At 63.9% G+C, this 20,959-nt stretch carries 25 protein-coding genes; 8 read left to right on the top strand and 17 right to left on the bottom strand.

All coding sequences use genetic code 11. The features are described from left to right. Window positions 1-22 precede the first annotated feature (22 nt). Both BRA471DRAFT_RS16860 and BRA471DRAFT_RS16855 read right to left on the bottom strand, forming a co-directional pair. Entirely contained in the window at window positions 23-769 is a 747-nt protein-coding gene (locus BRA471DRAFT_RS16860) for an ABC transporter ATP-binding protein (protein ID WP_007609233.1), read from the bottom strand. Further along, window positions 762-1,517 carry an ABC transporter ATP-binding protein gene (locus BRA471DRAFT_RS16855; protein WP_018459153.1) on the bottom strand — a complete coding sequence of 252 codons (756 nt, stop codon included), beginning with the start codon at window positions 1,515-1,517 and terminating at the stop codon, window positions 762-764. The genes BRA471DRAFT_RS16860 and BRA471DRAFT_RS16855 overlap by 8 nt, the downstream gene beginning before the upstream one ends. A gap of 335 nt (window positions 1,518-1,852) precedes the next feature. On the opposite strand from BRA471DRAFT_RS16855, the gene BRA471DRAFT_RS16850 reads away from it, so the two are divergent. Then, entirely contained in the window at window positions 1,853-2,536 is a 684-nt protein-coding gene (locus BRA471DRAFT_RS16850; RefSeq protein ID WP_007609231.1) for a hypothetical protein, read from the top strand. Window positions 2,537-2,539: 3 nt separating this feature from the next. On the opposite strand, the gene BRA471DRAFT_RS16845 is transcribed toward BRA471DRAFT_RS16850, so the two are convergent. Further along, window positions 2,540-2,914 (bottom strand): ArsC family reductase, encoded by a 375-nt coding sequence (locus BRA471DRAFT_RS16845; protein WP_007609221.1) that lies wholly within the window; start codon window positions 2,912-2,914, stop codon window positions 2,540-2,542. Between the two features lie 105 nt (window positions 2,915-3,019). Between BRA471DRAFT_RS16845 and BRA471DRAFT_RS16840 the strand changes: the two genes are divergently transcribed. The 3 genes from BRA471DRAFT_RS16840 to BRA471DRAFT_RS16830 all read left to right on the top strand — a co-directional run bounded on the left by BRA471DRAFT_RS16840 (window position 3,020) and on the right by BRA471DRAFT_RS16830 (window position 5,022). Next, window positions 3,020-3,391 (top strand): tRNA-binding protein, encoded by a 372-nt coding sequence (locus BRA471DRAFT_RS16840; protein ID WP_007609220.1) that lies wholly within the window; start codon window positions 3,020-3,022, stop codon window positions 3,389-3,391. Window positions 3,392-3,603: 212 nt separating this feature from the next. Continuing rightward, a complete protein-coding gene (locus BRA471DRAFT_RS16835) occupies window positions 3,604-4,236 on the top strand; it encodes a TetR/AcrR family transcriptional regulator (RefSeq protein ID WP_007609219.1) in 633 nt (210 codons plus the stop codon). A 3-nt stretch (window positions 4,237-4,239) separates the two neighbouring features. Further along, window positions 4,240-5,022, top strand: coding sequence for a sulfite exporter TauE/SafE family protein (locus BRA471DRAFT_RS16830; protein WP_007609217.1), 783 nt, complete (start codon window positions 4,240-4,242; stop codon window positions 5,020-5,022). 2 nt (window positions 5,023-5,024) lie between these two features. Here BRA471DRAFT_RS16830 and BRA471DRAFT_RS16825 read toward each other — a convergent pair whose 3' ends face one another. The 10 genes from BRA471DRAFT_RS16825 to BRA471DRAFT_RS16785 form a co-directional block, all read right to left on the bottom strand. Further along, window positions 5,025-5,729 carry a glutathione S-transferase family protein gene (locus BRA471DRAFT_RS16825; RefSeq protein ID WP_035974955.1) on the bottom strand — a complete coding sequence of 235 codons (705 nt, stop codon included), beginning with the start codon at window positions 5,727-5,729 and terminating at the stop codon, window positions 5,025-5,027. A gap of 93 nt (window positions 5,730-5,822) precedes the next feature. Continuing rightward, complete coding sequence (locus tag BRA471DRAFT_RS38885) at window positions 5,823-5,966, bottom strand: hypothetical protein (protein WP_007609210.1); 144 nt, start codon at window positions 5,964-5,966, stop codon at window positions 5,823-5,825. 114 nt (window positions 5,967-6,080) lie between these two features. Continuing rightward, on the bottom strand, window positions 6,081-6,746 hold the full coding sequence (locus BRA471DRAFT_RS16820; RefSeq protein WP_007609208.1) for a DUF429 domain-containing protein: 666 nt from the start codon (window positions 6,744-6,746) through the stop codon (window positions 6,081-6,083). 34 nt (window positions 6,747-6,780) lie between these two features. Then, entirely contained in the window at window positions 6,781-7,128 is a 348-nt protein-coding gene (locus tag BRA471DRAFT_RS16815; protein WP_007609207.1) for a carboxymuconolactone decarboxylase family protein, read from the bottom strand. A gap of 3 nt (window positions 7,129-7,131) precedes the next feature. Continuing rightward, entirely contained in the window at window positions 7,132-7,653 is a 522-nt protein-coding gene (locus BRA471DRAFT_RS16810) for an RNA polymerase sigma factor (protein ID WP_007609206.1), read from the bottom strand. Beyond that, entirely contained in the window at window positions 7,650-7,859 is a 210-nt protein-coding gene (locus tag BRA471DRAFT_RS16805) for a DUF2892 domain-containing protein (protein WP_007609205.1), read from the bottom strand. Before BRA471DRAFT_RS16805 ends, BRA471DRAFT_RS16810 begins: the two co-directional genes overlap by 4 nt. A 98-nt stretch (window positions 7,860-7,957) precedes the next feature. Next, window positions 7,958-9,142, bottom strand: coding sequence for a serine hydrolase (locus BRA471DRAFT_RS16800; RefSeq protein ID WP_007609203.1), 1,185 nt, complete (start codon window positions 9,140-9,142; stop codon window positions 7,958-7,960). A 74-nt stretch (window positions 9,143-9,216) separates the two neighbouring features. After that, entirely contained in the window at window positions 9,217-9,948 is a 732-nt protein-coding gene (locus tag BRA471DRAFT_RS16795; RefSeq protein ID WP_088931051.1) for a GNAT family N-acetyltransferase, read from the bottom strand. Continuing rightward, complete coding sequence (locus tag BRA471DRAFT_RS16790) at window positions 9,914-10,261, bottom strand: Lin0512 family protein (RefSeq protein WP_007609201.1); 348 nt, start codon at window positions 10,259-10,261, stop codon at window positions 9,914-9,916. Before BRA471DRAFT_RS16790 ends, BRA471DRAFT_RS16795 begins: the two co-directional genes overlap by 35 nt. A 226-nt stretch (window positions 10,262-10,487) precedes the next feature. Continuing rightward, complete coding sequence (locus tag BRA471DRAFT_RS16785; RefSeq protein ID WP_007609200.1) at window positions 10,488-12,152, bottom strand: acetolactate synthase large subunit; 1,665 nt, start codon at window positions 12,150-12,152, stop codon at window positions 10,488-10,490. A 171-nt stretch (window positions 12,153-12,323) separates the two neighbouring features. On the opposite strand from BRA471DRAFT_RS16785, the gene BRA471DRAFT_RS16780 reads away from it, so the two are divergent. The 3 genes from BRA471DRAFT_RS16780 to BRA471DRAFT_RS16770 all read left to right on the top strand — a co-directional run bounded on the left by BRA471DRAFT_RS16780 (window position 12,324) and on the right by BRA471DRAFT_RS16770 (window position 14,068). After that, on the top strand, window positions 12,324-12,677 hold the full coding sequence (locus BRA471DRAFT_RS16780) for an MmcQ/YjbR family DNA-binding protein (protein WP_007609199.1): 354 nt from the start codon (window positions 12,324-12,326) through the stop codon (window positions 12,675-12,677). A gap of 74 nt (window positions 12,678-12,751) precedes the next feature. Then, the gene (locus BRA471DRAFT_RS16775; protein ID WP_035974037.1) at window positions 12,752-13,624 is read left to right on the top strand and encodes a bifunctional helix-turn-helix transcriptional regulator/GNAT family N-acetyltransferase; all 873 of its coding nucleotides are present in this window, start codon (window positions 12,752-12,754) and stop codon (window positions 13,622-13,624) included. 57 nt (window positions 13,625-13,681) lie between these two features. Further along, a complete protein-coding gene (locus BRA471DRAFT_RS16770; protein WP_007609197.1) occupies window positions 13,682-14,068 on the top strand; it encodes an ester cyclase in 387 nt (128 codons plus the stop codon). Window positions 14,069-14,090: 22 nt separating this feature from the next. Here the strand turns inward: BRA471DRAFT_RS16770 and BRA471DRAFT_RS16765 are convergent, their stop codons facing one another. The 4 genes from BRA471DRAFT_RS16765 to BRA471DRAFT_RS16750 form a co-directional block, all read right to left on the bottom strand. After that, a complete protein-coding gene (locus BRA471DRAFT_RS16765) occupies window positions 14,091-15,311 on the bottom strand; it encodes an MFS transporter (protein WP_007609189.1) in 1,221 nt (406 codons plus the stop codon). Between the two features lie 276 nt (window positions 15,312-15,587). Beyond that, entirely contained in the window at window positions 15,588-18,911 is a 3,324-nt protein-coding gene (locus tag BRA471DRAFT_RS16760) for a DEAD/DEAH box helicase (RefSeq protein WP_007609188.1), read from the bottom strand. A gap of 129 nt (window positions 18,912-19,040) precedes the next feature. Then, window positions 19,041-19,622, bottom strand: a complete 582-nt coding sequence (locus BRA471DRAFT_RS16755) for a hypothetical protein (protein WP_007609187.1) — start codon at window positions 19,620-19,622, stop codon at window positions 19,041-19,043. A 105-nt stretch (window positions 19,623-19,727) separates the two neighbouring features. Further along, window positions 19,728-20,312: a TetR/AcrR family transcriptional regulator gene (locus BRA471DRAFT_RS16750; RefSeq protein WP_007609186.1), complete on the bottom strand. Its 585-nt coding sequence runs from the start codon at window positions 20,310-20,312 to the stop codon at window positions 19,728-19,730. Window positions 20,313-20,388: 76 nt separating this feature from the next. On the opposite strand from BRA471DRAFT_RS16750, the gene BRA471DRAFT_RS16745 reads away from it, so the two are divergent. Then, window positions 20,389-20,886, top strand: coding sequence for a peptide deformylase (locus tag BRA471DRAFT_RS16745; RefSeq protein ID WP_007609185.1), 498 nt, complete (start codon window positions 20,389-20,391; stop codon window positions 20,884-20,886). Window positions 20,887-20,959: the final 73 nt, after the last annotated feature.

The raw sequence follows: 20,959 nt of genomic DNA, 5'->3' as shown, positions 1-20,959 counted from the left end.
ATGAATCTTTTTATTGGCCGTTCTAGACGCCGAGATACGTGTGGAGCTTGTCCATATTGGCGGCAAGCTCCGCATTGGAAAATCCGTCAATGATCTTGCCGTGCTCGACCACGTAATAGCGGTCGGCGACGGTGGATGCGAACCGGAAGTTCTGCTCGACCAGGAGAATCGTAAAACCCTCCTTCTTGAGCCGCGCAATGGTGTGGCCGATCTGCTGGATGATGACGGGCGCGAGACCCTCGGTCGGCTCGTCCAGCATCAGGAAGTTCGCGCCGGTGCGCAGGATGCGCGCGATCGCGAGCATCTGCTGCTCGCCACCGGAGAGCTTGGTTCCCTGGCTGTTGAGCCGTTCCTTCAGGTTCGGAAACAGATCGAAGATCTGCTCGAGCGGCAATCCGCCCGGACGCACCACCGGCGGCAGCAGCAGGTTCTCCCGGACATCGAGGCTGGCGAAAATTCCCCGTTCTTCCGGGCAGAACGCGATTCCCATCCGCGCGATCTTGTCCGAGGTCGTACGGATGATGTCCTGGTTGTTGAACTTCACCGAGCCGGTGCGCTTGCCGATGATGCCCATGATCGACTTCAGCGTGGTGGTCTTGCCGGCCCCGTTGCGCCCGAGCAGGGTGACGACCTCGCCCGCGTTCACGTCGAAGTTGATCCCGTGCAGGATGTGGGACTCGCCGTACCATGCTTCCAGGTTGCGGACCTGGAGGAGGTTGCCGCCGCTCGCGGCCTTTGCGGGAGCTTCCGCCGTTGCAGTCTCAGCCATGACCGGCTCCCAGATAGGCTTCCTTGACGCGTTCGTCCTTGGTGAGCTCGCTGTAATGGCCTTGCGCCAGCACCTGCCCGCGCGTCAACACGGTGATGATGTCGGAGAGATTGGCCACGACGCTCAGATTATGCTCGACCATCAGGATGGTGTATTTCGCGGAGATGCGCTTGATCAGCGCCGCGATCTTGTCGATGTCCTCGTGGCCCATGCCGGCCATCGGCTCGTCCAGCAGCATCATCTCGGGGTCGAGCGCGAGCGTGGTTGCGATCTCCAGTGCGCGCTTGCGCCCGTAGGGCATCTCGACCGCAGGCGTATTGGAAAACTCGCTGAGGCCGACATCGTTCAACAGCTCGCGCGCGCGATCGTTGAACTGGTTGAGCACGGATTTGGAGCGCCAGAAATCGAAGGAGCTGCCGTGCTGGCGCTGAAGCGCGACGCGGACGTTTTCCAGCGCTGTGAGATGGGGGAATACCGCCGAGATCTGGAACGAGCGAACCAGTCCCAGGCGGGCCACGTCGGCGGGCGCCATCGCGGTGATGTCCTGCCCCTTGTACAGGATTTTTCCGGCAGACGGTTTGAGGAACTTGGTCAAAAGATTGAAGCACGTCGTCTTGCCGGCGCCGTTCGGGCCGATCAACGCGTGAATGCTCCCACGGCGAACCTTGAGCGCAACGTCGCGGACGGCGAAGAAGCCCGCGAACTCCTTGGTCAAGCCTTCCGTTTCGAGAATGAACTCATCGGCCAAACAGTTTTCCCCCTGCCCGCACAACGCGCGTGGCTATCCTTGTTGCTTCGGCTTTCCGGAGGCCTTGGAGCCACTCCCTGGAGCCTATCCGGAACGCCGCCTCCGGGCGCGGAATATGCCGGAGGTGACGGGGGTTAGGCAAGGCGGAAAGCTGAGCAGGTCAGGCCTCCGGCCGGGAGACTTATGCTCCCTTAGTCGGACGTGTTTTGATGTCGCGCCTGCCCGGCTTCCCGGTTCGCAAAGCGCCGGTCATCAAGCCGTCGTTAACGGTCTTTCGTTCCATGCGCCAGCCTTCATAGAAAATTTTCCCGCGGCGAGGATCATGCGCGGGTTTCATGCGTCCGGAATTTCTATTCGCCGGGAATATTGTCTTGGATTTTGCAAGCGCCGCTCCTTCCGTGGTCAAGTCGATCAGGCAGCGTGATCTCCTGAACACGTGGCTGCGGCTCTATGCGCGCGAGCAGACGGCCCCGGCGATCTGGGAGTACCAGCCTGCGCGGCTCGAGGAAGAGCTCTCCGATCTGATCTATTATACGGTGGACATGTCAACGCCGACACCGCGTCTGACCATCCAGAGCGAAGGTACGCGCATCTCGCGCGCCTATGGACACACCGGCAAGGGCGTTCTGCTCGACGACTATATCGGGCCGCGTCTCGTGCCCCTGGTGATGCCGGTCTATCATGAATGCGTGGCGCGCGGGCTGCCGGTCTACAGCATTGCCGACGTCGACGACATCTACGGCCGTGTCGTCGCCTATGAGCGCCTGCTGCTGCCCTTCCAGACCGACGGCAAGGTCTGTCACATCATCGCATCGCTCAAGACCTTCTGCGAGGACGGCGGCTTCGAGATCAAGAATCTGATGCGCGGAAATGACGCGCTGCCGCGCCCGAGATTGCGCAAGGTGATCGACCGCGACCTGTTCCATCGCACCCCCGGCCGCATCGCGCCGGCCGAGTTGGTCGAATTCGTGGACCAGCAGGGGTCCGGTGTTCCCACCGAGATCATCGAGCTGAACTAGCGCTCAGCGCGATTTGGCGCCGGCGTCCTTGGTCGTGACTTCCTTGGCATAGATATCCGGCTTGAAACCGACCAGCAGCTTGCCGCCGACTTCAAGCACCGGCCGCTTGATCATCGATGGTTGCGCTAGCATCAATGCCAGCACCTTTTTCTCGGAGAGGCCTTCCTTGTCGGCATCGGGCAGCTTCTTGAAAGTCGTCCCGGCGCGGTTGAGCAGCGTCTCCCAACCGACCTTGTCGCTCCACTGCTTGAGCTTGTCCTTCTCCACGCCCGCTGTCTTGTAGTCGTGAAACGCGTAGGCGACGCCATGGCTGTCGAGCCAGGCGCGCGCCTTCTTCATGGTGTCGCAGTTCTTGATGCCGTAGATGATGTTGGGCAAAACGTTCCTCGCGCATGCGTCGTATCGTGATCCCAAAGCGTTGTACGCAACTCCGGTTCGCGCGACAATATTGCGAACGACGCCATCTCTTCGAACGGACACTCCATGCACGTCACTCATGATCCAGGCGCGACTGCGTCGCCGACCATCGACTTCGACACTTTTCTCGCGGTCGATATCCGCGTCGGCACCATCGTCGATGCAAAGCCGTTCCCGCAGGCGCGCAAGCCGGCCTACCGGCTGTGGATCGACTTCGGTCCCGCGATCGGCGTGCGCACGAGCTCGGCGCAGATCACCGAAAATCATCCGCTTGAAACGCTGGTGGGCCGACAGGTTGCTGCGGTCGTGAATTTCCCGCCGCGCCAGATCGGCCCTGTTGTCTCGGAGGTGCTGACCCTCGGTTTCCCCGATGTCGACGGCAAGGTCGTCCTGGTGCAGCCGAGCAAGCCCGTGCCGAACGGCGGACGGCTGTTCTAGCACCGCGCGATCGAGGGGCGGTCCGTGGCCGCCGGCGGCCCCCCTTTAAAGAACCTGCTGTTTCCCGGCCCCGGGTCGTCGGGCTTGACCGGGTTACTCTTTGATAATAAAAATGACTGACTGATCGCTTTTTATCTTGTTCAGTGCTATACTGCCATGTCTCCTACAGAACAAGTAAACGATCGATCTGTCAGTTATTTATGGACGGCCGGATGCCAAAGATCAGCGACAAGCAACGTGAAAGCCGGCGGCAGCAGATTCTCGAAGCCGCCCTCGCCTGCTTCGCCGAGGACGGTTTTCACCAGACCGGGATGGCCGACATCGTCAAACGGTCGGGGCTGAGCCACGGTGCGGTCTATCTCTACTTCCAGAGCAAGGACGATCTGATCGAGGCACTCGCCGACGACCGGCACCGGCGCGAGGCCGTGCTCAACTCGGTCGCGCAAGGATCCGGCGATCCGATCGAAGGACTTCACGCGCTGGTCGGCGTCTATGCGCAATGGCTCACCGACCCCACCGGCGAAGCACGCCGCCGTGTCGGCATCCATGGCTGGGCCGAAGCCCTGCGCAATCGCCGCGTCCGGACCAGCGTCGTGGAAGGCGTCGACATGCCGCGCGCCCTGATCGTCGCACTGGTCGAGCGCGGCCAGCATGACGGCCTCATCAAACGCGATCTCGGTGCGGAAGCGATCGCGCGCGTGCTGATCGCGATCTTCCAGGGCTTTGTGCTGCAAAAATGCTGGGGCCAGGATTTTGACATCGAGGCCTGCATGGCGGCCGTGACCGGCGTGATCGATGGATTTCGCACCACGAAGGCCGACGTCAAGCGACGGACCAGGAGCTGAGCGATGTCGTGGGTCCATGACCTGCTCGCAGGCATTGGGGTCGGTCTCATCGGCGGGCTGACATCGGGCTTCATGGGGACGAGTCCCGGAGGCGGTCTCGTGATTTTCAGCGTGCTGCTACTGGGCGCGGAGCAGCACGTCGCCCAGGGCACATCGCTGATCGCGCAAGTTCCACCGACGGGACTCGCGGGCGTTCGCCGCTACTGGGAGAACGGCAATCGCAGCCCCTTGCTGTGGATCGTCTGGATCGGCATCGGATTTCTGTTCGGCGGCGCCGGCGGCGGCTACGCCGCGGCGGCGGTCTCCGACTCGGTGCTGCAATGGACCTACGTCGTTTATCTCGTCGCGCTAATCGCTCTCCTGATCCTGCGCCGCGACCGCGAGGAGAAAAATAATAAGACGGGTGACCGAGACAAGCTGCCCTGGCTGCCGCTGCTCCTCATCGGCATGCTTGCCGGATTTTCTTCTGGCTTCATGGGCATCGGCGGCGGGCTTGCGATCACCGTGGGGCTCGCAGCGGGCCTGCGGGTGCCGCAGCACCAGGCGCAGCTCGTCAGCCTCGTCTTCTCGGTCATCCCGACCAATATTCCGGCCGCGTGGATCTATTGGAGCAAGGGACTCATGGTCGGCTGGCCGGCCATCATCGGCATCCTTGCCGGTCTTTGGGTCGGCACCGATCTCGGTGCACGCGCGGCCAATGGCGTCAGCAGATCGGTGCTGCGCCGGGTCATGATCGCCCTCATCTTGCTGATGGCGCTCTACATGACCCACAAGGCGCTAACCTGATCTTATGGCCGCTTCGGAATGTTCAGCCCGCGCTCGACCGCCGGACGCGCCAGCCCGCGTTCGAGCCAGGCGGCGACGGATTTGAACTGGCTGAACGCGACCAGATCGCCGGCGCCGTAGAAGCCGATCAGATTGCGCACCCAGCCGAGCATGGAGATGTCGGCGATGGTGTAGTCGTCGTCCATGAACCATTGCCGGCCGGCAAGATGCATCTCCATCACCCCGAGCAGCCGCCTGGCCTCGCCCACGTAGCGCTCGAGCGGCCGCTTGTCCTCGAAATCCTTGCCGGCGAACTTGTGGAAAAAGCCGACCTGGCCGAACATCGGCCCGATGCCGCCCATCTGGAAATGCAGCCACTGGATGGTCTGGTAACGGCGCGCGGCATCCTGCGGCAGCAGCTTGCCGGTCTTCTCCGCGAGGTATTGCAGGATCGCTCCGGATTCGAACAGCGGCAGCGGCCTGCCGCCGGGACCGTTGGGATCGAGGATCGCCGGGATCTTGCCGTTCGGATTAAGCGAGAGGAACTCCGGTGTCTTCTGGTCGTCTTTGCCGAAATCGACGAGATGGACTTCGTAGGGAAGCCCGATCTCTTCCAGCATGATCGAGACCTTGACGCCGTTCGGCGTCGGCAGCGAATAGAGCTGGAGCAGCTCCGGGTGCTTGGCCGGCCAGCGCTTGGTGACGGGAAAGGCGGACAGATCGGACATCAGGACCCCGGCTTCGTTCATGAGATGCCGCCTAGTTTAGGCAAGCGAACGAACGACGCAAGGTCGAGTGGTCAGATCATTTTCCCGTACAGGTCACAACGGCCGCAGCAAATGGTTGGTGGCGTGCATCACATCGCGCTGTGCGCGTTGCTCGATGAAGAGCTGGCCGGTGACGAGCAGTGCTCCGGTAAAGACGAGCGCAAGCATCGCGGTCGCGAACTGACTGGCATCCCTCATCGGACGAGCTTCTCCGTGTTCGGTTCGCACGGGGAACGCGGGCCGGCCGTCGTCTGTTCCTGCAAGCTTCAAATAAATTGCAGCTTTTTCCCGAACCCTCACGCGCCGGCAGCCTCAATAATTGATCTCCATCCGCAAGCCCCGCGGGTCGGTCTCCTCCCCGCCGAACCGCTGCGTGCTGTCGCGTGCCGCGACCGCGCAGGCACAGGCGTCGATGAGATCGTCACGGCCGATGCCAGTGCCGTGTCGTTGGGTCAGCCATTTCGGCAAGCGCACGAAGCCGCGCTGCTGCAGGAGTGCGATGCGTTGCTCGCGGCCCTCCGCCGATGTCTTCTTAGCAAGCCGGGCCCGCCCAGCCAGATTCCAAAAAATCAATTCCGGATGCGCTTCGCCGATGGTCGCCTGCCGCGTCGGCGTCATGATCGCGTCGACGTCCCCGATCTTGTCCCTGATGTTCCAGAGCTGCGCCGACACGCCCCTGCCCTTGCCCTCGCGCGCCCAGTAGTGACGGTTGGCTGCGGCCATGTCGGCAAAGCTCCAGAGGCCGCGGCGCGCGCCGAGAAACACGGCAGGACCGACCAGCTCGCGTGCGCGCAAATCGCAGACGCGATATCCGCTCCATTTCAATCCGATCGGCATGTCGATCATCGCTCGGGCATGCGGCAGCGCGAGCAGCCGCGCGAGAACCGGCGAATAATCGAAGCAGTGATCACCGCGATCGTCGATCCAGGCGGCGACCCAGCCGAAGCGGAATCCATCGAGGCCGAGATAGCTTGGCAAGTTCCTGATCCCTGACGGGCATCCGCCCGCTCCTCTATCCCAGCTCCTCGCCCCGATGCCGCTCGAACAGGCGCTGCGCCAACAACGCGTGGCCGAGCGTGCCGCCGGCGCGAACCGCCGCCGCAATCAGCGCGGCTTCCGCGATTTCTTCGCGCGTTACACCGGCCTTCGCCGCCTGCGCCGTGTGCACATCGAGGCAATAGGCGCATTGCGTCGTGAGCGCGACCGCGAGCGAGATCAGCTCGCGATATTTTGGCGGGATCAATCCGTCCTTGCGCTCGACCGCGTGGTTGAACGCAAGGAACGCGTTGGCCTCGACCGGCGCGAGCGCCACGAAGGCCGGGATGGATTTCAGATCGTCAGGGCTTAGATAAAAGGTCATGGCTCATCTCGTCAGATATTCGCGCAGCAGCGCGCGGGCGCGATGCAGGCGTGCTTTCACGGCCTGCCGGGTCGCGCCGAGTGCGTCGGCGATTTCGTCGATGGTCATTTCCTTGACGTCGCGCATCAGAGCGACATCGCGGTAGTGCGGCGGCAGTGCCTCGAAGGCCGCCGCGACGTCGAGCCGCAAATCGGCTTCAGGACGCGACAGCAGCAGCGCCTCCGCCTCTCCGCCGTCGATCGCCGGCGCGAGGCCTGCCTTGCGGGCGAGCCGCAGGCATTCGCGGCGGACCACGCTGAACAGCCAGGCCGAAAACGCCAGCCACGAGCGGATCGTGCCGACATGGCGAAACAGGATCCACAGCGCCTCCTGCGCCGCATCCTCGGCATCCGCCGAGCTGCGACAGGTGGCGCGGGCATAGCGACGGATGTTCGGCTGCGCCGTCTCGAGCAGAGACGCGATCGCCTGGGGATCGCCGAGGCGCGCGGCCTCGAACAGGTCCGGCGAGATCACAGCGGCGCTCACGACGCGCCTCCCCTTCCGATGCCGGCCATCGCGCACATCGGACAATAACCGACGAGGCCGGTCAGCGCGAAACCGGCGCCGCCGAGCGCAACCAGCCACGCCGCGGCGCCGGTGAGATACACGAATGCCGCGACGGCTACTGCCACGCCCAAGGCGATCCGCACGACCTGATGCAGGCCGCCGATGTTCTTCCTGTAAAATGCCATCGCATCCTCCGAGACAAGCCGAAGCAAAATGCCTCGACCCTCAAGAGAGGGCGCGACGACCGGAAAGGATTCGCGGCGACCTGCAATTTTTTTCGCGATCAGCCTCCGAGAGCCTGATAGGCCAGACGCTTGAATTCGAAGAAGAACGGATTCCAGAAGCCCATGTAGCGCTGCGTCATCAGCACACCGGCGGTATTCGCCTGCGGGCAGATCCACCAATGGGTGCCGGCAAGGCCGCCCCACTGGAATTCGCCGGTCGAATTCGGGGGATCGAACGGCATCGGCGCGAAGGTGACGGCGCCGCCGAGGCCAAAGCCCTTGCCGGGGATCGGGCCGAGATTGGCGAAGCGGATGTTCTCGCCGGCGGGCAACTGGTTCGTCATCATCTGCCGCAGCGTCTCCGGCTTCAGCAGAGCATCCGAGCCCGGGAGCAGCGCCCGTATCAAAGCGAGCATGTCGGGCAAGCTCGAGACCAGTCCGCCGCCGCCCGACAGCCGCGGGAACTGCCGCCGATAGGCCTGCGGATAAGGCAGGTCGTCGGCCCGGTTAAGGCCGGGCTTCATGGGGTCGAGCACATCCGCGCCGTTGTAGAGGGCCACCAGCCTGCCCTGCTGCGCGTCCGGCACGTGGAAGCCGGTGTCGGTCATGCCGAGCGGCTCGAAGATGCGCGCCTTGAGGACGGCGTCGAGCGACTTGCCGGAGACGACCTCCACGACACGCCCCAGCACGTCGGTCGCGACCGAATATTCCCAGGACGCGCCGGGATGAAAGGACAGCGGCAGATCGGCGAGCTGGTCGATCATGCCGGTCAGCGGCGTCAACGGATTGAGAACCCGTGCCTCGTTATAGGCTTTGAACAACACCGTACCGGGATCAAAAACGCCGTAGCTGAGGCCGGAGGTATGAGTCAGAAGCTGCCGGATCGTGATCGGGCTCTTCGCCGGTTCGACGTCGGCAAGGCTCAAAGCGCCCGGCTTCAGAACCTTGCGATTGCCGAGTTGCGGCAGGAATTTCTCGACGACGTCATCGAGCCCGATGCGGCCTTCCTCGACCAGCAGCATGATCGCGCAGGTGACGAAGATCTTGGTGTTGGAGAACGCGCGAAAAATGTGATCGGGCCTCAGCGCGGTGCTCGCCTCGCGATCGGCAAAACCGACGCATTGCTGATCGACGACCTCGCGGCCGCGCAGCACCGCCCAGGATGCCCCCGGAATGATCTCCTGATCGACGTAACGCTGCATTGCCGTCCGCGTGGCGGAAAAATCAGGTGTTCTGGCGTCCATGTGCTTCCCCCAATGATGGTGGGATCGATATAGCGTGAATTCGCCGGATGAGAAGCCTGACCGGACGGCGCGGCTCATTCCTGCTTCATGAACGCAGTGACGTGCAGGCTGCGCCGAATCCACATCCCCTGCCGCTGGTACAGCGCGATGGCCGATGAGTTGCTCGAGAACACGTGCAGGAACGGAATTTCGCCGCGCGCCTCGATCTGGCGCGCGACCGCCGCGAGCAGCGCCTGCGCGTAGCCCCGGCCGCGATGGTCGGGGTGGACGCAGACGGCCGTCATCTCGACGAAGTTGCCCGGCTTCATGCGCTCGCCGGCCATCGCGACCAATTCGCCGCCCGCGCGGATGCCGAGGAACGTCCCGAGTTCGTGCGTGCGCCGCGCGAATGGACCGGGCTTCGTCAACTCCGTCAGCGCCATCATGGCGGGAACGTCGGCTGCACCCAGCCGGACGATCTCGGCATCGCGAAGCGGATTGTCGGCCGGAGAGCCGATCATCTGCTCGCAGGGTCCGGCCAGCACAACCTTGAAACCTGCGGGAACGTCGACGGCCTCCGGAGTGAACAGCGCGGCGACCTGCGAGCCCGACAGGAGATCACGGAGCGCGGCAAAGCTCGTCTCGGACATGTCGACCATGTCGGCAAAGGGCGTCACGTCGACCGGATAACGCAGCGCTCGCGGGCCACCCTCGGCCAGATGTTTGTGGCTGGTCGTCAGCGCGCTCCAGATCGGGCGATCCAGCAGCGTTGCGTCACCGTTGGACACCGGCCTAGTCCTTGTCGAAGCTGACGATGACGGCGGCATTGGCGATGAGGATGGGGTCGTTGCCCTGTTCCGCGGCCGAGGGGATCTCCAGCCCGCCCTTCACCGCGTTGACGGTGACAGTACCGTAAGGCAGCTCCTTGGCGACGGCTTCCTTGTCGACGGCTTCGGGATTCGGCACCGCAATTGTGACGTCCACGAACATGTCGTTCGCGGTCTTGTCGATCATCCGGAAGAAGCCGAGGCTCGAATGCCTGATGGCATCAGACACGGCACGCTTCGCCGCCTTGGTGGCGTCCCTGCCATGAACGTCGACGCCCATGCCCATCTCGGTGATACAGCGAACGCGAGTCATGTTCTTATTCCTGTGATTGGTTGGATGGTTGGGGAGTGTGGGCGATCGGACGGCACGAGACAAGTGAAGTCGTTCCTCTCGTGTCCCGGACGCGCTGTAACGCTTTGGCGTCGCTGCGCAGAGCCGGGACCCAGGAGGCGGAGAGTCCGCTGATGCATGGGCCCCGGCTCTGCAGCGCACCGCCGAAGGGGCGCTGCGCTGCGTCCGGGGCACGAGATCGCAGTTCTCACGCTTTTGCTTTCTCCCTCGCCCGCAGCTCCTCCACGAGCACCCGCACATTCTCCGAATAATCGATCGGGATCACGACCAGATGCACCCCGCCCTCCTTGAAGGCGGCATTCAGAGTCGGGGCAAAACTGTCGATGCTCTCGATCCGATGTCCCTTCGCCCCATAGGCTTTCGCGTACAAGACGAAATCGGGATTGCCAAAGGTCATGCCGAAATCGGCGAAGTGATCGACGGCCTGCTTCCAGCGGATCATGCCGTAGGCGTTGTCCTCGAGCACCAGCACGACCAGATTGAGCTTGAGCCGGACGGCGGTCTCCATCTCCTGGCTGTTCATCATGAAGCCGCCGTCGCCGGCAACCGCGAGCACGCGGCGCTCCGGATAGAGCATCGCGGCCATCATCGCCGACGGCAGCCCGGCGCCCATCGTCGCCAGCGCATTGTCGAGCAGCAGCGTGTTGGCGACGCGGGTGCGGTAGTTGCGCGCGAACCAGATCTTGTACATGCCGTTGTCGAGCGCGACGATGCCGTTCTCAGGAATGACCTGCCGGATATCGTGCACGATGCGTTGCGGCGTCGGCGGCCAGCGCGCTTCGGTGGCGCGGTCGGCGATCTGCGACAGAATCTTTTCGCGCAGCGGCAGCAGCGCGGCGGCTTGCGGCAGCTTGCCTTCGAGCCGGTCGGCGAGCAGTTCCAGGCTGGGGCCGACGTCGCCGACGACTTCCGCATCGGGGAAATAGACCAGCTCGACGCTGGCCGGCGTGTAGCTGACGTGAATCACCTTCGGGCCCGACGGTCCCATGATGAAGGGCGGCTTCTCGATTGGGTCGTGACCGATCGCAACGATCAGGTCGGCGGCGTCGATCGCGTCATGAACGTAGTCGCGCTCGGACAGCGCGGCGGTGCCCATGTAGAGATTGGTGCCGCCGGGAACCGTGCCCTTCCCCATCTGCGTGGTGAAGAAGGGAATGCCGGTCCGCCGCACGAAGCTGGCGATGCCGTGGGTCGCGCGCGGCCGGCTGGTCGCAGCGCCCATCATCACCAGCGGATGCTTCGCGGCCAAGATCATCTCGGCGGCGCCTTCGAGCGCGGCGCGATGGGCGACCGGGATCTCGATCGGATGAACCGGGATCACCGGGACATCAGGCACTTCATCGCCCGCGATGTCTTCCGGCAGCTCGAGGTGCACCGGCCCCGGCCGCTCCTCCATCGCCACGCGAAACGCGTCGCGGACCACGGTCGGGATGCTTGAGGCGCTGATGATCTGCCGCGACAGTTTCGTCAGCGGCTTCATGGTGGCGACCACATCGACGATCTGGAAACGGGCCTGCCGGCTGCTCATGATCGGCTTCTGGCCGGTGATCAAGATCATCGGCATCGCGCCAAGATGCGCATATGCCGCGCCCGTCGACAGATTGAGCGCACCCGGGCCGAGCGTCGAAAGACATACTCCGGGCTTGCCGGTCAGCCGCCCGTGCGTCGCGGCCATGAAGGCGGCGGCCTGCTCGTGACGGGTCAGGATCAGTTCGATTTTGGAGGTGCGGAGCGATTCCACCAGATCGAGATTCTCCTCGCCGGGCACACCGAAGATGCGGTCTACACCTTCGTTCTCCAGCGCGGCGACGAACAGGTCGGATCCTTTTACTTTGCGTTCCTGCCCACTCATGTCGCCTCCCGGTCACAATGTCGGCTCCCGTGTTCCACGGCAGCCGGCGCATGGTAACGGTCCGCGGCGCGGGCACAACTCACAAAGAGGCGCGCAACTGCATCATCCCCGTGGCGACAACGCTTGTCCCCTCCGTGTCCTTGCCGCGTGCGCTGTGCTATTGCTCGGGCGATGACTCCCAAAACCTTCGAGACCCGCTGCCTGCGCCTGCCGGCCGTCACCAAGGTGATGCAGTGGGAGGGCACCTCCGTGTTCAAGGTCGGCGGCAAGATGTTCGCACTCGGCGGCGGCTTTGCCGCGCGCTCCGGCGGCTACATGTTCAAGGTCTCGAACATGGCCTACGCCATGCTGATCGAGCACGGCCTTGCGCGGCCGGCGCCCTATCTGGCGCGCGCCAAATGGGTGCAGCTCGTCGGCAACAACGCACTGTCAGACGCCGAGCTCACGAGCTATCTGGCGCAGGCGCACGCGCTGATCGTGGCGAAACTCACGCGGAAGTCCCGCAAGGCGCTGGGCCTGGACTGAAGCGCAGCCGCTGTTGAAGCGAAAGCCTGCGCTGATTGACTTCGATGATATGCCTGACTAAAGTCAGATACATCATGCTCGACCCGGTTTCCCGCGTCCGCCGCTTCAATCGTGCCGTCACGTCCGCGGTCGGCGCACTCGACACGTCATTCCTCGGACGCGGGCGGCCGCTGGGGGCGGCGCGCGTGCTCAACGCAATCGGGCACGGACGTTCGGACGTGGCCGAGATTCGGGACTATCTCGGCCTCGATTCCGGCCTGATGAGTCGCCTGCTCCGCAGCCTCGAGGACGAAGGGCTGGTCGAGACCAATGCGCATGAGGACGATGCGCGCCGCCGCGTGGCGACATTGACGCGTGCGGGCCGGCGCGAGTTCGCGGCCTATGAGGCGCTGTCGAACACGCAGGCCGGGGGCTTCCTCGCCCAGCACTCGCAACGCGAGGCGCTGCTGGCGGCGATGGATTTGATTGCCTCCACATTGACGCGCGAACGCGTCACACTGGACGAGATGGATCCGCGGAGCGAACAGGCCCGTTATTGCCTCGGCGAATATTATGGCGAGCTCGGCCGCCGCTTCAAGCAGGGCTTTGACGTCTCGCTGTCGCGCGATCCCGACGCCAAGGATATGCGCCGCCCGCGCGGCACGTTCATCGTCGCGATCTCGGACACGCTGCCGGTCGGCTGCGTCGGGCTGAAGGGCACGGATCACGGCTATGCCGAGATCAAGCGGCTGTGGGTCGCACCGGCGGCGCGCGGATTGCGGCTCGGCCGCCGCCTGATGGACGCGACCGAGGATGCCGCGCGCGGGCTCGGCGTCAAGCTGCTGCGGCTCGACACCAACAGCGCCCTGGCGGAGGCCGGCCAGCTTTACCGACGAAGCGGCTGGACCGAGATCCCCCGCTTCAATGACGATCCCTACCCGGACCTGTTCTTCGAAAAACGTCTGTGAGCGCAGGCGCCGATTGCCCTGTTGCCGCGTTATGGCCGGAGCCGCAGGAGCAACGCCATGATCAAATCCGATCTCGCCGACGTCTACCGCAACTACATCGCCTGCCTGAACCGGCAGGATTGGCCCGCGCTCGGACAGTTCGTCCACGATGACGTCGTGCACAATGCGCGACCGTTCGGACTGTCCGGCTATCGTGCCATGCTGGAGCAGGATTTTCGGTCAATTCCGGATCTGCATTTCAACATCGATCTGCTGGTCTGCGATCCGCCCCACATCGCCGCCCGGCTGAAGTTCGATTGCACGCCGGCTGGAAAGTTTCTGGGCCTGGATGTGAACGGCAGGCGCGTGTCCTTCTGCGAAAACGTGTTCTATCAATTTCGCGACGGAAAAATACGGCAAGTGTGGTCCATCATCGATAAACCCGCGATCGAGGCGCAGCTCTAGTGTTGCGCCTCGATGAACCTGCTTACACCGCCGCCGGCGCCAACTCCGCTCGCGGCTTCGGGAACGGCTTGAAATTCATCGCCATCAGGAAGGCGCCGAGGCCCATCGCCCAGGAGGCGATATAGAGCCAGGCGTAGCTCGAGAACGCATCGTAGATCAGGCCGCCGGCGAGCGGGCCCGTGGCCATGCCGAGGCTGCCGGCCATGGCGGTGCCGCCGATCACCGTGCCCATCATCTTGAGCGGAAAATTTTCGCGGATCAGCACCGCGTAGAGCGGCATGGTGCCGGCATAGATGAAGCCGAAGACGGCCCCGACCGCATAGAATGTCGTGAGCTGGTGCGCGAAGACATAGGCGAGCGCGCCGAAGGCCTGCAACAGCAGGCCCGAGACGAGCACGCGCTTGGCGCCGAAGCGGTCACCCATCAGGCCGAAGGCGATGCGTCCGCCGAGGCCGGCAAAGCCTTCGATGCTGTAGATCGTCACCGCCGCGACCAGCGGGATGCCGCAGCTCACGGCATAAGAGACGGTGTGAATGATCGGACCGGAATGGGTGGCGCAGCAGAAGAAATTGGTCGCGAGCAGGATCAGGAATTGCGGCGAGCGCAGCGCCTCTCCCATCGACATCTCACCTTGCGCGGCACCTTCGCCCGCAGGCGCGGCGACGGCATGCGCGAGCGCCGGCGGGCGGCGCACCAGGAACGAGACCGGGATCATGATGGCGCCGACCACCAGCGCCACGATCTGCATCGAGGTGCGCCAGTCATGGCCTGAGACGAGCCAGGCCGCGAGCGGCGCCATCGTCATCGGCGCCATGCCCATGCCGGCCGACACCAGCGAGACCGCGAGGCTGCGATGGGTGTCGAACCAGCCCGTCACGGTCGCCATCATCGGCGCGAAGATCGCGGCACAGGACGCCCCGACCAGGAGGCCGAAGACGAACTGAAACGCCAGCAGCGAGGTGGCGTGGCTCGCCGCGAACAGGCTCACGGTCAGCACCGTCGATCCCGTCAGCACCACCAGCCGCGGCCCGAACCGGTCCGTCAGCGTGCCCCAGACCATGCTGGTGCAGGCCATCGCCAGAAAGCCGATCGTCATCGCGCTGGAGATGCCGGTCACGGACCAGCCGGTATCCTTTGCGATCGGCTGCAGGAACACCGGCAGCGAAAACATGCCGCCGATGGCGACGCAGCCGAGCAAGCCGCCCGCGGCGACGATCACCCAGCGATAGGAGGACGAGTTCATTTTTTGGTCTCCCGTCAGGTCTCTCTGGGTGGAAGACGAATGGGAACTCCGGCGGCCGACATTGGCAATGGACGAGACCGCAAGATTTTTCCGCCCCCGAAACAAAAACGCGAAAACAACCCCATGCACAGTAGCGGGGGTCAGCTTATTCAATGACTTACCAACGGCCGACAATGTCAGAACGCGATTTGACCCGTCGGGCAAAACACCTGCACAATGTCATCATCCCGAAAACGCGATCGTAACCCGCTGAACGCGCCCGCCACCTACGCACGGCTACGCGTCAAACAGCGCGTTCACATCACCCTCAGTGAGGGCCGACGCGATCCCGCCATCGCGATCGAACAAGCCGTCGGCGAGCGCGCGCTTTCTGGCTTTGAGCTCGTCCATCTTTTCCTCGATCGTCCCAGCGGCCACCAGCCTGTAAACGAAGACAGCCTTGTCTTGTCCGATCCGATAGGCCCGATCGATCGCCTGTTCCTCGACAGCGGGATTCCACCATGGATCGAAAATGACGACGGTGTCGGCGGCGGTCAGATTGAGGCCGACGCCGCCTGCCTTCAGGCTGACCAGGAATATCTCGGCAGCGCCGTCCTGAAAGGATTCGATCGCGGTCTTTCGGTCCCTGGTTTGACCGGTGAGAATGCTGTAGCGCAGGCCTGCCGTCTCGACGCGCTGCCGGATCAGATCGAGCATGGAGGTGAATTGCGAGAAAATGATGATCTTGCGCCCCTCGCTGAGCAGCTCCCCCACCATGTCGATCAAGCGATCGAGCTTGGCCGACGGCCGTTCGACGCCGTCGTTCAGTTTCAGCAAGGCCGGATCGCAACAGGCCTGCCGCATGCGAAGCAGAGCTTCGAGCACCACGATGTGACTCTTGGCGAGGCCGCGTTTTGCGATGGCCTCGCGCACCTTGCGCGACATCGTGAGCCGTATCGAATCGTAGAGATCGCGCTGCGGCCCTTCCAGCGCGATGGTCTCAACGATTTCGCTCTTGGCGGGCAAGTCCGTAGCGACCTCCGTCTTGGTACGGCGCAGCAAAAACGGCTTGACCCGCTGCGCCAACGCCGCAGTCCGCACCTTGTCGGCGCGCTTTTCGATCGGCGTGCGCCACTGGCGCGAAAAGGCCGCCTTGTCGCCGAGAAAGCCGGGGTTGACGAAGCTCATGATCGACCAGAGTTCGCCGAGATGATTTTCCATCGGCGTGCCCGTGAGACAGAAGCGATGCTGCGCCTTGGTCTCGCGCAGAAATCGCGTGGTCGCCGCATCCGGATTCTTGACCGTCTGCGCCTCGTCCAGCACCGCGATATGCCACTCCCGCGCCAGCAGAATTTCGCGATCCCGCGCAATCAGCGGATAAGTGGTCAGGACCAGATCGTGCTCTGCGATGGCAGGAAATCTGTGCTTGCGATCTGCCCCGTGCAGAACGAGAACCTTCAGCTCCGGCGCGAACTTCTGCGCTTCGGCGGACCAGTTCGTCATCAGGCTGGTCGGCGCGACGACCAGCACGGGATTGGCGAGGTGACCGCGCGCTTTCTCGAGCGCGATCAAGGCCAGGATCTGGACGGTCTTGCCCAGCCCCATGTCGTCGGCGAGGATCCCGCCCAACCCGCTCTCGCGGAGCAGATCGAGCCATGCCACACCCTGAGCCTGATAGGGCCGAAGCGTGGCGCGAAAGGTCGGCGGCAGTTCGGGCGGGGTCAACCCTCGCGCCTGGAGCAGGCCTGCGAGGTGGCGAAGACTGTCGGCTCCCCGAAAGGCGAAGCGCTCGTTCTCGACGCCGAGCAGCGGAACGACGTCCGCGCGCGACAGTCTGATCCTCCTAGAGGCGTCCTCGAAAGCGCCGCTCATATGCAGGCCATGCAACGCCAGCACGAGCGGCAGGAAGCGATCCGCAGCCAGCGCGACGTGCCGGCCGTCGGCCAGAGGCAGAAGGAAACGCTCGCCCTTGTCCGCGAGTGCCGTCAACGATTCGGGGCTGAAGCCGGGTGCCGAAACCAGCGCCGCCAGCAGCGGCGCGAGATCGCGCCGCTCGCCTTCGATCTCGATGCCGAGTGACAGCTCGAACCAGTCGATGCCACTGGACTCGAACTCAGCGTCAAAATCGCCCGACGACTCCGCCAGCCGGAACGGAAAATCGTCGTCGACCAGGATCTCGAACCCCCCGGACCGCAATTGCTCCCCATGCAGCGCGAGAAAGTCGAGCCAGCCGTGCTGGTCGCGCAGCGTCAGGTCCATGGCATGGCGGTAATCGAGCATCGGAAGCACCGACCTTGCCTCGATGAGCCCCGCGTCGGCGAGGCGCTTGCGCGCTTGCCTCTCCTTCGGCTGACGGCGGGCGATCGCATAGACCTGCCCGCCCTGGAACAGTTCCAGCCGGCTTGCCCGCTGGCTCGGATCGATGTCGAACCCACCGTAGCGGAAGCCCAGGCTGGCCACGCCGACAGGACCTGAGGCTTCGTTCTTGTTGCGATAGTAATAATAGCTTGCACCGACATGACCCAGCTTCAGCCTCAGCACGGGACGCGGATCCTCGTCGATGAGCACTGCGGCGGCCGGCGGCACCGGCAGCAGGCCGTGATGAAGCTCGGGCAGCCTCTGGCTCAGACGGCGCGACACTTCTTCGAGTTGGGCGCGGGGAATGGAGGGCGCAGCTAGGAACTGGCAGGCGAGCCGAGGCGGCAGGCCGAGTTGGACGGGCCCGATGACCCCGCTGGCTTCATCGACATAGACCGGCGGTTCGGCGTTCAACGCGACCGCTCCCGATACGACGAGGGTCGGTGCAACACCCTTGCCGCGCCCTGGCTGCCATTCAATCCGGCCTTCCCGCGCTTCGCCCCAGCTCAGCGGCGCGCCCTTGTGGTCAAGCCAGAATGCGCGGCCGGTCGCGACAATTCGGCGCAACAGCTCTTCCGAATACGGCCCCTGAGTGTAGTAGTTGCGCAACCGGCGCGATATCTCCGTCACGATATCGATGTCGACGTCACGGAAATATTTTGGCGCCCGGTCCGGCTTGAATTCGTACGGACTGGGACTGCTGTAGTTCTGGGCGTAAATTCCGCCCTTGCGGAGTTGGACCGATCGCAGGGACACCGCGGCCAGAGGCACCGGGTCATCCGAGGCCTCCAGGCAATACAGCAATCGCGGGCTCTCGTCCGCGGCATAATCGCTGCTCCTTACCGCCCGGCCCACATTGTCGATCCAGCTGTTCACTTCGACGCCGAGGACCGGCGGAGCCGAAGTCGCTTGCGCGTTGACGGGCTTGGCTGCCTGCGGGGTCGGCACAGGAGCCAGTTTCGACGGCTCGGTGTCGCTCAGCGCTTCAAGCAGGGTCGCCGCGACATGCTTGCAGTTGAGGGCCATCGGACAACTGCAATCGCCATCGATGCCGACGAGCCTGCCGCGGTCGAACGTTAATTCGATGTCGACGCGATAATTTCTGAACTCGCTGCCTCGCACCTGGGAACCGACGTGGGTCAGGTCGTCGCTGACGTCCAGCGCAGAGACCCGGCCATGCGCCTGATAGGCGTGTGCCTTCTCCATCGCCGAGCGGCTGAAATAAGTATAGATTTCTTTTTGCTTGAGGACGTCCGAGAGCACTTGCAGCGATTCCGCGACCCAGCTTTCCGGCTTGTAGCATAACCATTTGGGCCGGAGAGTTGTAGTCGCGAAATCCGCTTCGCCCCGGCTTCGTCCGGATCGTTCATAGACCGGGAGGGCAGCGGGCCGCTAAACGCGCTTGGCGTGCTGCCGCCACTCGCCGACCGTGAGCCAGATTGCCGAGACCAGAAAGTAGAGCGCACCGACGGCAGCATAGCCCGCGACATTCGCGATCGAAGGAACCTCGGGCATCGTCGCCTGAAAGATGAAGAAGCCGCCTGCAAGCGCCGACTGGCCACCGCTGAGCACCATGGCCCATTGCGCGCCAAAACTCCGCCAGCGGCGAATGGCCGTCCCCAACTGCAGCAGTCCGGACACAATCGCCCATGCCCCGAAGATTCCGAGCACCCGGTTCATGCTCACCTGCAAGGTCACAAGCACCGCAACGGTGGTCGCCAGGCTGACCACAACGTTCAGAGCCTGCGTGCGGCTTTGAGCGAGACCGCCGCTACGAACCGCGTCCGCGAAATTGGCTGCGGCGTCCCATGCGGGATAGAGGACGAGCAAGGCGGCGGCGATCACTGGAGAAGAAGCCCCGGCGGCAAACGCAGCAGCGACCCAGGCCACCGAGAATGCCGCTCGCACGAAGTAGTATTGCTTCAGCCATCGCTCGCGATCGGCACGAACCGGATCCAGTTGATATTGCGCCATTGCAGTCTTTCCTATACCTACTAGTTGGTAGTTTTCTTGCACGCAGCGAAACCGACTTCGCTCCAGCCCGCTTGTGGACCGTCGCCATCGTCTCGCTGATATCTCTCAGTGCTTGTTGGCCAGCCGGTCCAGCAGCGGGGTGGTGATCACACCGAACATTTTTGGATCGCCATAGGCACGCGCCGACAGCATTGCGCCGTGAATGGTCGCCATGAATCCTTCGGCCTCGACGCGGGCTGTGCCGGAGAGTTTGAGTTGCCCTTTCCGCTTGCCGCGCTCCATGACGGCCGTCAGCCAGGACGCCAGGGAGCGGAAGTGCGCACGGACTTCGAGCGCGACCTCCTCCGGCAAAATGGGGAGCTCGCTGGCCAGCAGCGCGCACACGCAGAACGGCGCCGTCGCATCATTGATGCACGCCTTCCAGTACGCGACATAGCTTTCGAGCTGGGCGCGCGGATCAGGGACATTGCGCTCGAGCGCGGACAGTCCCGCCTCGGCCTCTCCGCGGTAGCGCGACACGAGGGTGCGGACCAGGTCGACCTTGCTGGCGAAATGGTGGTGGATGCTCGGCTTGCGGATGCCGACCACCTCGGCCACGTCGGCGTAGCTGAAACCATTATAGCCGCCCGCGATGATCAAGCTGCGCGCGCAGGCCAGGATGTCGTCGGCAGTCGAGGAAACGTTGGTCATGGCCCTTAGCTACCTTCCAGTTGGTAGGGCGTCAAGAACGGGATGCTTCAACCATCCGTGAGTGGTAGGAGCCTGCATGACCATTCGCCCGATCGTCCGCTATCCCGACCGCCGCCTCGCGATGCCGGCCCGCCCCGTCACCGCGTTCGACGATGCGCTCCGCGAGCTTGCGAACGATCTGCTCGATACGATGCGCGCCGCGCCCGGCATCGGCATCACGGCGCCGCATATCGGCGTGCCCATGCGCGTCGTCGTGCTCGAGCTCGACGTCAGGGAGGGTGCGCAGACCTATGTCAATCCAGAGATCGAATGGGCCTCACCCGAGATGATCCTGCATCGCGAAGGCAGCGTCTCGATGCCCGGCGTCAACGACGAGGTGCAGCGCCACGCCCGCGTGCGGATCAGCTATCGGGATATCGACGGCAACGTGCACAGCGAGGAGTCGGAAGCCTTGCGCGCCGTCTGCCACCAGCACGAGATCGACCAGCTCGATGGGATGTTCTGGATCCAGCGGCTGTCGCGGCTGAAGCGCGAGCGGCTGGTGAAGAAATTCGAGAAGATGTCGCGCGAGTGAGCGGGCCAGCAGAGATCAGGCTTGTGTGAAATCGCGCCGGCTGCTCGATGTGGCGAAATCAAACCAGCCTGAT

Source organism: Bradyrhizobium sp. WSM471 (assembly GCF_000244915.1).
Classification (GTDB): Bacteria; Pseudomonadota; Alphaproteobacteria; order Rhizobiales; family Xanthobacteraceae; genus Bradyrhizobium.
This window is presented reverse-complemented; position numbering and strand designations above follow the sequence as displayed.